General features: G+C 66.7%; 7 protein-coding genes. 3 read left to right on the top strand and 4 right to left on the bottom strand.

From position 1 onward, the window contains the following. From ACLFMY_RS07280 to ACLFMY_RS07265, 4 genes are all read right to left on the bottom strand, one after another. On the bottom strand, positions 1-489 hold a 489-nt coding region (locus ACLFMY_RS07280; protein WP_410763953.1), incomplete at its 3' end, for a spore coat U domain-containing protein. Next, positions 486-2,792: a fimbria/pilus outer membrane usher protein gene (locus tag ACLFMY_RS07275; RefSeq protein ID WP_410763952.1), complete on the bottom strand. Its 2,307-nt coding sequence runs from the start codon at positions 2,790-2,792 to the stop codon at positions 486-488. The genes ACLFMY_RS07280 and ACLFMY_RS07275, both read right to left, overlap by 4 nt. 6 nt (positions 2,793-2,798) lie before the next feature. After that, positions 2,799-3,536, bottom strand: coding sequence for a molecular chaperone (locus ACLFMY_RS07270; RefSeq protein WP_410763951.1), 738 nt, complete (start codon positions 3,534-3,536; stop codon positions 2,799-2,801). A 38-nt stretch (positions 3,537-3,574) separates the two neighbouring features. Then, positions 3,575-4,078 carry a spore coat U domain-containing protein gene (locus tag ACLFMY_RS07265; protein WP_410763950.1) on the bottom strand — a complete coding sequence of 168 codons (504 nt, stop codon included), beginning with the start codon at positions 4,076-4,078 and terminating at the stop codon, positions 3,575-3,577. Positions 4,079-4,383: 305 nt separating this feature from the next. On the opposite strand from ACLFMY_RS07265, the gene ACLFMY_RS07260 reads away from it, so the two are divergent. The 3 genes from ACLFMY_RS07260 to ACLFMY_RS07250 all read left to right on the top strand — a co-directional run bounded on the left by ACLFMY_RS07260 (position 4,384) and on the right by ACLFMY_RS07250 (position 8,633). Further along, entirely contained in the window at positions 4,384-5,340 is a 957-nt protein-coding gene (locus ACLFMY_RS07260) for an ABC transporter substrate-binding protein (protein WP_410763949.1), read from the top strand. Beyond that, positions 5,337-8,030, top strand: coding sequence for a PAS domain S-box protein (locus ACLFMY_RS07255; RefSeq protein ID WP_410763947.1), 2,694 nt, complete (start codon positions 5,337-5,339; stop codon positions 8,028-8,030). The genes ACLFMY_RS07260 and ACLFMY_RS07255 overlap by 4 nt, the downstream gene beginning before the upstream one ends. Before the next feature lie 78 nt (positions 8,031-8,108). Continuing rightward, positions 8,109-8,633 carry a hypothetical protein gene (locus tag ACLFMY_RS07250; protein WP_410763946.1) on the top strand — a complete coding sequence of 175 codons (525 nt, stop codon included), beginning with the start codon at positions 8,109-8,111 and terminating at the stop codon, positions 8,631-8,633. Positions 8,634-8,859 lie beyond the last annotated feature (226 nt).

Here is an 8,859-nt window from a genome sequence, read left to right as displayed (position 1 = left end):
GTATTCCAGTGTGACCGTAATGGTGTCGCCGTAGGTTCCGGCGGCAACCATCTGGTCCGGCGGGATCGAACCATAGACTGGATAGGTCCGCGTTTCGCTTAACACTTCAAGAAGGTAACCATCCGTAACCGTGGAGGTGCCTTCACTGCCGTCACCCCAGACCGTTGTCCTGCTCGAATCCGTATAAAGCTGGTACTCGAGGATACTGGCGCCGGATTCCATCTCTCGCGGAAAATAAGTGCCACTACCGCCGGTGCTAAGTTTTATTTCGTACTCGACCAGAACCTCTGCTAGCTCTAAAAGACTACAGGTGACCTCAATCTCGCCGGTGCTCTGAGTCTCTGACCCCGAAAGCGGGTCATAGATGCCGAAGTCGACGCTGGTGGCACTGACTTCGCAGGTTTCCAGCAGGGCCATTGCGGGCTGGGACAGCAGCAACCCCGCCGTCAGTCCCATGGCGGCAAGGCTGTTGCGGATGGCTCGAATCATGGTCTGTTCTCCTGGCAGGTGACGGGGCCGATACGGGGGAGTGGGCCGGCCTCCGACGGGCGGGTCACGCTGAAGGTGCACCGGCGGCCCTGCCACCGGGCTTCCATTTCGGTCGTTTCCCTCAGTCCCGTGACCCAGACCTCGCCGCGACGCGCGACGGGAAAAGCCTCGCCTCCACCGACCATCCTGATCATGGTGCCCGGGGGTAACGGATCGCCGTGTTCGTCGTGCACGGTGATCAGCGCCCCGTGCGCGGGTGTCGCGTCGATTTCCACCAGGGCTCCCTGACGATACCCGGGGACGGCAAGGGTATCTGGTCGTTGCATGCGGGCATCGAGCGGCAGATCCGCCTGCTCGATGCGTATACGGTTCTTCTCGTAGGCGCGCAGGTCGGGCAGGAAGAGCATGCCGTCGTCGGTTCGACCCATCAACTGGTTCTCCTGGTAGACCCGGACGGAATCGTAATCGCCCACCTTGACCACGCCGAAGCTTTCGTCGATGGGACGGGAAAGGAAGGTCCGCCCACCGAGCAGGGCGATGCCGCCCCGGGCACTCACCCGATAATCGGTCTCGTCGGCCTGCCGAACGGCGTCCAGCCGGTACTCGCCGACCGGAGAGCGGGCCGAGAGATTGCCGCGAAGCCGTCGGGAGGAGCCGCGGGTGTTCTCGGCCTCCACCCGATAACCGATCCCCGGCCCGCGCGGGAGGTTCTGCTGCATCGCCAGGCGCGTGCCGGATCCGTCCTCGTCCCGGCTGTGGTGGACACTGGCACTGCGCCGCTGTCCGAGTGCCACGGTCAGGGACAGTCCGAGGTAGAGCGAGTCGGACTCCAGTTCCCGGTTGACGAACAGGCTGAGGGTCGTTCCCCGAGCCAGTCCGTGGAACGTGGACAGGCTGACGGTCCGGCTGTCGCGTCCGTCCCGCCGCTCGAGTCCGACGTACCGCAGTGACACCGAGCCCTTCCATGGAAGACGCAGCCCCACGTGGGCGGTATCGGTAGCCGCGGGGGCGAGCCGATCTTCGCCGAGTCCGAGTTGCCGGAAGTCCGGGGTGGTGCGTGTGGTCTTGAGACCGTAGCTCAATCTCCGCCCCTGCCGGTCGATACCCAGTGACCAGAGCGCCCCGTCGCCGTCATGCTCGCTGTGGCTCATGGCCACGCTAGCGCTGAGCACGCCGAGACGGGGCGAGACCTGCCAGTCGATGCTCGACCCGACGGTAGCCTGATCGGCCAGCAATTCCCCGTGAAGCTCCCCGGCCAGCCGATCGGTGAGGCCCAGCCGGTGGGTGGCGGCGCCGAATGCCCGGCCGTAGTCGTTGCTTTGCCGCGTGTAGTTCCGCCGGATGAATCCGGCCTCGTAGGTGTAGTCGTGTAGTCCTTCCCGCAACAGGCGAGGACTGGTGTAGAAGGAAACGGGTACCGTGCGCTGACGACCCAGGGTGTCGTTCATCACCACCTGCACCTCGTTGACCCCGGTCGAGACGGGGATATCGGTGATGGAGAATGGCCCGGGGTCGACCTGCTGCTGCAACCGCCGGCGGTCATTGGCGTAGACCTCGACCTCGGTTGGCAGCGTGGCCTCGCCGGTGACGCGAGGCAGGGGAAAGCTCACGAAGTCCGGTTGAAGGTCGAAGTTGGTCCCCCAGCGAATTCCGCCGTAGAGTACCGACCGCCCCCAGCGGCCGGTACGGGAACGGGTATCGCCGATGACCATCGTGTGTCGGCGGTCGGGCGAGTCGCGACGCCAGGCGGAGTCTAGCCGGATGAGCCTGATTTCCTCCTGAAGGTCGGGCGCCAGCAACGTGGTGGTGACGATGCCGTGCCGACCGAAGGCGCCCAGCTCGACTAACGAGCGCGTCCGTTCGCCATTCTCGTGGACCAGATCGTAGTTGAGAAAGCCGCCCGGAGACGGGTCGGACAGCGGCACGGTGTCGGTCCGCGCGCTGCGCTTCTGTACGGGGTGGGATTCCGGGTCCCAGGCGTCGAGCACCAGGGCCTGACGAGACAGGTCGACGTGATACTCGACACCCGGCAGGGCATCGATGGGAAAATAGTCTCGGCCGTGGTGCCGTAGCGGCTGGGCGTCCGGCACCCGTATGCCCCAGCGACGGAACGTTTCCGCTTCGGCCAGCAGGCTCTCTTGCGGGGACTGGAGCAATCGTGCGGGCTGGTCCCGGCATGTCTCGTTCAGGCACAGGTCCAAGAACCGTGTCGCGAAGTCGTCACCGCGGGCACCGCCGACGATCGAACTGGCCGCCGAAAGCGTTACACCCAACAGGGCGGCGGCCGGCAACCGCCACTTCATGGAAGTCTATCGACCGTCCAGCGGGGTTTTCACGACACCTTCCTCGGTCCGGACCCGGACCAGATGGGGTTCGGCGTCAATTTCGGAAAGATCGAACACCCATTCACGCTGGGTGCCTGCCAGCAGATAGGCGAGTCCCTCCCGCTCGGCCAGCACGGCACCGCTGTCGTCCAGCACGGCCACCTGGCTGGTGCGCAGAGGCATGTTTCCTCGATTCTCTCCCCGAACCAGCAGTCGCTGGTCGGCATCCAGGCGAGTTTGCCAGGAAGTGTAACGCTGGCCCGCCTCCTCGGCGGCGATGAATACCGGGATACCGATGCGCAGGTTGATGCGTACCTGTGTGCCGTCCGCGCCGTCGGAGCCGTCCTCGGCGGGACGCGCCGCACTTTCCTCGAAATAGACCCGGTAGGCCTGCTTGGTGGAAGCGGGGGAGGGATTCTCCAGTCCCAGGCGAACTACCTGCCTTTCACCCGGCTCGACGGTGAACACCGGCGGCGTGACCACGAGTTGCTCGGTATCCCGGTAGCGGTCTGTTCCATTCTCGATCGACCAGTCCTTGACCGAAGCCTGCATCACCACCGGCTCGCTACCCCGGTTCTCCATGCGGATCATGCCGATATCCTGCGGGCTGTCGAGGGTAACGCGCACCGGGTTGACGGAAAGATCTGCGGCCTGAGCGGCAGTAGCCAAGCCGCCGGCGGCAGTAGCCAGGCCGCCGATGGCGCAGAGCGCGATAAGACGCATCCAATGGTTCTTTCCTGATGACATGGTTCGTCCTTCGTTCAGTAGGTGATGGTCACCGTGATTGTGTCGCTGTAGCTGTCGGCCGTCACAAACTGGCCTTCCGGAATCTGCCCGTAGACGGTGTGCTCGTCCTCGGCTTCCGAGGCGGTGCCACTGACAGTGTCGGTTCCGACCTCATCACCCCACACGGTGGTGCGTTCCGAGTCGGAGTACAGTTCGTACGACAGATGACTGGTGGTGGCAGAGGCACCTACCATTGCCCGAGTCGTCCCGTCGGCTTCATCGGCATTCTCGCCGGTATCCAGTCCGATGTCGTAGGAGGTTCCCTCCGTGCAGGAAGCGGTAATGGTGGAGGTGCCGTCAAGATCCCCGGCGTTGGGGTCGTAGGTACCGAAAGCGAGGTCAGTGGCCGATACGGCGCATGCGTCTTCCACTGTGGCCGTGACCTCGAAGGTGGTCGTGTCGGTTGCCGCCATGGCGATTTTTCCGCCGATTGTCGCAGCCAGCAGGCCCATGGTTGCCAGAAGTGCCTTGGTTTTCATCTCGACTTGGTTTCCCCCGCCTGTCGTAGGATGGTTGGTCGCCACATTTTGTTCGTCCACGGGGCGTGACCGAGTACCCTTTGCAAAAGCCTAGACCCTCATGCCGGATGGGGGGCTCTCGTGAGGTGAATTCCGCAGCCGTGTCCCGACGTCCGGGAAAGATTATAATCTCGACACTTGGCGGAATCGGGAAAGCGAACCGCGGCGGGTTGCCCCGAAAGCGTGGATTGATACATTGGGCCTGTGCGGGCGAAAGCCCACTTCTCGCATGGTCGCCCGATGACCCGCAAGGACTCCGCCACCTAATGGATCGCCGTCGCTTTCTCATCCTGACCCCGCTGGCCCTCGGGAGCCTCGGCGCCACGGCGTTTCTCGCCGGTTGCCGGCAGGATGGCCCGTTGCGCGTCTCCTACCACCCCTGGATCGGTTACGAGACGTTTCTCATCGCCGATCAGTTGCACTGGCTGCCCGAGGCCGTCTCCGTCACGCGCCGCGAATCGGCCTCGGCCTCGCTCGATGCCTTGCGCGCGGACCGCGCCGACGCGGCCGCGCTGACCCTCGACGAGGTCATCCGGGCGCGGGCGCAGGGGCTGGACCTGCAGGTGGTGCTCGTCTTCAATGTCTCGGCCGGTGCCGACGCACTGCTGGCCGGTTCGTCCATACGGGACATCGCATCGCTTGCCGGCCGCCGCGTCGGCGTGGAAACCTCGGGCGTCGGCGGGATGCTGCTCGACCGGATCCTGGAGCAGGCGGGGCTCGAGCGCGACGAACTGGAGATCATCGACCTGCCGGTGAACCGGCACCTCGAGGCATGGCGGGACCGGCAGGTCGATGCGCTGGTCAGCTACGAACCCACCGCCAGCCTGATCGAACAGGATGGTGCCCGACGCCTGCTCGACAGCCGGGATTTCCCCGACACCATCTTCGATGTCCTGGCGGTCCGTCGCGACCGGATCGACGGTGCGCAGGAAACCCTCCGGGCGCTGATCGCCGCGCATTTCCGGGCCCTCGACCACCTGCGCACGAACCGCCAGGATGCCGTCTACCGGATCAGCGAGGCCGAGTCCGTCGGCCCCGATGTGGTGCGGCGTGCCCTCGGTGGCGTACGGCTGCCGAACCGGCTGGCGAACGATCGCTACCTGGCGGCGGAGTCGCGGTTCACCGCGGCCGCCGATCAGCTGCAGCAGCTGCTGGTCGGCGAGGTCCGCTTGAGCGACGGCTGGTACAGCGGTGCCTATCTTCCGCCGGAGCGGATACGGTGACGCGGGCCCGGTTCGGCAAGTCTTTCTGCCAGCGGGTCCGGCAAGGCCTGCCGGCGCTGTTCGTGTTCCTGCTCGGCCTGCCCTGGGGGCTGGCGAGCGCCGCGGCCGAGCCGATGGTCCTGGGCGTATTGGCCGTGCGCCCCGCGGCGGTCATGCAGGAGCGCTACGAACCGCTGGCAGAGCACCTCGATCGGACCATCGCGGATCGGGATGTCGAGTTGCGGATTCTCTCGCGCGAAGCGCTGGACGACGCCCTGCAGCGCAACGCCATCGACCTGCTGCTGACCTCGCCCACGCACTACGAGATCGTCCGCAGCGAGAACGCGCTCTCCGGGGTGCTGGCGACGCAGATCTCGCGATATGGCGAGCAGCAAACCCGCAGTCTCGGCAGTGCGATCATCGCCCGTGCGGACTCGGACGATATCGAGACCCTGGCCGACCTGGATGGTCGTCGGATCGCCTCGCCGGGAACGTGCTGCCTGGCCGGCTACCAGGCGCCGCTGCGCGAGGCGCTCGACGTCGGGGTGGACCTGCGCGAGCGCGCCGACTTTCACTTCGTCGACGACCATGACGCGGTGATCGATGCCGTGCTCGCCGGCGATGCGGAGGTCGGGTTCGTGCGCACGGGGCTGCTCGAGGCACTGATCGACGGGGGCGAACTGGCCGCGGACGCCCTGAAGTTGGTCGAACCCCAGGAACTGGGGGCATTCCCCTACCGCGTCTCCACACGGCTTTATCCCGAATGGCCGCTGGTCACGCTGGCACACGTGGACGCGGAAACCGAACGGCGGATCGCCGCGGCGCTGTTCGGTTTTCAGCCCGACGAGGCCGTCGTCCGACAGACCGGGCTGGCGGGTTTCGGCCCGCCGGCCGACTACCTCACCGTCGAGCGGCTGACCCGCTCGCTCGGACTGCCGCCCTTCGAAGGAGCCGACCGGATCACCTGGCGCCAGCTGTGGGCACAGTACCGGGTCGAGGCGGTCATTCTCGGCGTTTCCGCCGCACTGGTGCTGCTGCTTTCCCTGGCGCTCCTGATGCGGCATCTTGCCGTTCGTCGCAGCGAGGAGCGGTTCCGGCGGTTCTTCGAGGACAATGACTCCGCGATGCTGCTGGTCGACTTCCAGGGCGGCACGGTGCTGGATGCCAACCGGGCCGCGGCCCGCTTCTATGGCTGGTCACGCGACGAGCTGATCGACCGGCCGCTGGCGGACATCTGGGTGGAGGGGAACGGTGCAGGCGGGCCGTTACCGGAGGCCGATCGGGAGATATACACCGCGCGACTGCGTAGCGGGGAAACCCGCCAGGTCGAGGCGCACGCCACGTCCATGAGGGGCGTGGGACACGGCAGGAAGCATTTCTTCGTGATCATCCACGACGTCACCGAGCGGGTGCGAGCCGAGGCCGCGCTGGCCGAGGAGCGTCGGCGCCTGGCCAACGTGATCGAGGGAACGGCCACGGGGACCTGGGAATGGAACGTCCAGACCGGCGAGACCCACTTCAACGAGCGCTGGGCAGAGATGCTCGGTTACCGTCTGGCCGAGCTGGAACCGGTCTCCATCGCCACCTGGGAAGGCCTGGTCCATTCCGACGACCTGGAGAAGTCCAACCGGATGCTGGAGGCCTGCTTTTCCGGCAAGGCGCATTACTACGACTGCGAGATGCGGATGTGCCATCGTGGCGGGCACTGGGTCTGGGTGCTCAGCCGCGGCCGGGTGCTGGAATGGACCGGGGACGGCCGGCCGTTGCGCATGTGGGGCACGCATCAGGACATCTCCGACCGCAAGCGGATGGAGCAGGACCTCCAACTCGCCGCCTCGGTGTTCGTGCATGCCCGCGAGGCCATCATGATCACCGACCTCGACGCGCACATCGTCGACGTCAACGCCGCGTTCGTCCGCATGACCGGGTGGCGACGCGACGAGGTGATCGGCCGGACGCCGGCATTCCTGCGTTCCGGGAAACAGGACGCAGCCTTCTACCGCCGGATGTGGCAGCGCCTGCGGCACAAGGGCTACTGGACCGGCGAGCTCTGGAACCGGCGCAAGGACGGCAGCCTGTTCGCCGAACGGCTTACCGTCAGCCTGGTGCGGGACGCCGATGGGCACCCCAGCAACTACATGGCACTGGCCTCGGACATCACCGATCTCAAGACCTACCAGAAGCAGCTCGAACACCGTGCCAGCCACGATGCGCTGACCGGCCTGCCCAATCGCGTGCTGATGGCCGACCGGCTGCGCCACGCCATGGCCCAGACGCGGCGCAGGGGCGGCGTGCTGGCCGTCGTCTTCCTCGATCTCGACGGCTTCAAGGGCGTCAACGACCGTTACGGCCACGACATGGGCGACCGGCTGCTGATCGAGGTGTCGAAGGACTTCGCCGCCCAGTTGCGCGAGGTCGACACGCTGGCGCGCATCAGCGGCGACGAGTTCGTCGTGGTGCTGGGTGCGCTGACCGAGCCGGCGGCCGCCGAACCCGTCATCGCCCGCCTGGTCGAGGCTGCCGCCCGCGAGCGCGTGATCGACGGCAAGCCCGTCCAGGTCACCGCCTCGGCCGGGTACAGCTTCTACCCGCAGGACGAACCGGTCGATGACGAGGACCTGCTCAAGCAGGCCGACACGGCCATGTACGCGGCCAAGGAGGCCGGTCGCAACCGTGCCTGCCCCTACCGGCCGGACATGGTTGCCGGCTAGCTCGCCACCCCCGATACACACCCGCCTGGATCACGCTCCGCCGTCCCGGCCGGCGACGGGGCCGAGGACGTCCCGCCGGTGTTCCACTCCGAGCAGCCCGACCCGCTGCCCGAACACGACTTCAGCGGCTACCCGGTCTCGGTCGGCTTTAACCCCGCCCACTTCAGCGAGCCGCCGGAGTCGGTGAGCCTGCGCCTGTTCGAGCAGGAGACGGGGCGCGAGGTACCGGCGATCGTCCAGCGCCAGCAGGACAACGACCCGCACGGCCTGCTGACCGCGCACCAGTTCGTGCTGTTCCCCGGCGAACGGCTCGGCTGGGGACAGGCATACCGCGTCGAACTGCGCTATCGCGCCGACGGCCGGCAACACCACGCCTGGACGTTCCGCACCCGCGCGTTCGATGCGCCCCTGCACGAGGTCACCGAAGGCGGGCAGACGGTGCAGGCCGAGGCCGGTCGGCCGTTCCTGCTCTACGTGCCGCCGGGGGAGGCCACGCGTAGCCGCGATGTGCCCCGTGGCGAGTCTGCCATGGCTACCGCATGCGGACCCGCCGGTCGCTGCGCATGGACGCCGTGTTCGTCGATCCCCACGTGTTGCGGGTGACGGCAGACGGGGACGGTGACGGGGAGATCGAGTTTCGGGGCAGGCGGGTGCGGATCGTGTTGTGATCGCGTGAGCGCCCCTGCGCCGAGAAGGCGTGACCGGCCATGGAGCCACAGTGCCCGGCGGGCGAAACCCGCTATAGGCGCGTGTCCCGACCGGGATTTCCTTGCCAGGGGACGTTGGTGGTTGCCAGTCCGAAAACAGGACAGCCGCTCCCACACCCACC

The sequence above is a fragment of the Guyparkeria sp. genome (assembly GCF_046545975.1).
GTDB lineage: Bacteria > Pseudomonadota > Gammaproteobacteria > Halothiobacillales > Halothiobacillaceae > Guyparkeria.
Note: the sequence above shows the minus strand (reverse complement) of the source record. Positions and strands in the feature narration are given on the sequence as shown.

Bases quoted from the DNA above. Each gene is read 5' to 3' on its own strand.
- ACLFMY_RS07275 (WP_410763952.1), bottom strand. From the start codon at position 2,792: ATGAAGTGGCGGTTGCCGGCCGCCGCCCTGTTGGGTGTAACGCTTTCG.
- ACLFMY_RS07270 (WP_410763951.1), bottom strand. From the start codon at position 3,536: ATGCGTCTTATCGCGCTCTGCGCCATCGGCGGCCTGGCTACTGCCGCC.
- ACLFMY_RS07265 (WP_410763950.1), bottom strand. From the start codon at position 4,078: ATGAAAACCAAGGCACTTCTGGCAACCATGGGCCTGCTGGCTGCGACA.
- ACLFMY_RS07260 (WP_410763949.1), top strand. From the start codon at position 4,384: ATGGATCGCCGTCGCTTTCTCATCCTGACCCCGCTGGCCCTCGGGAGC.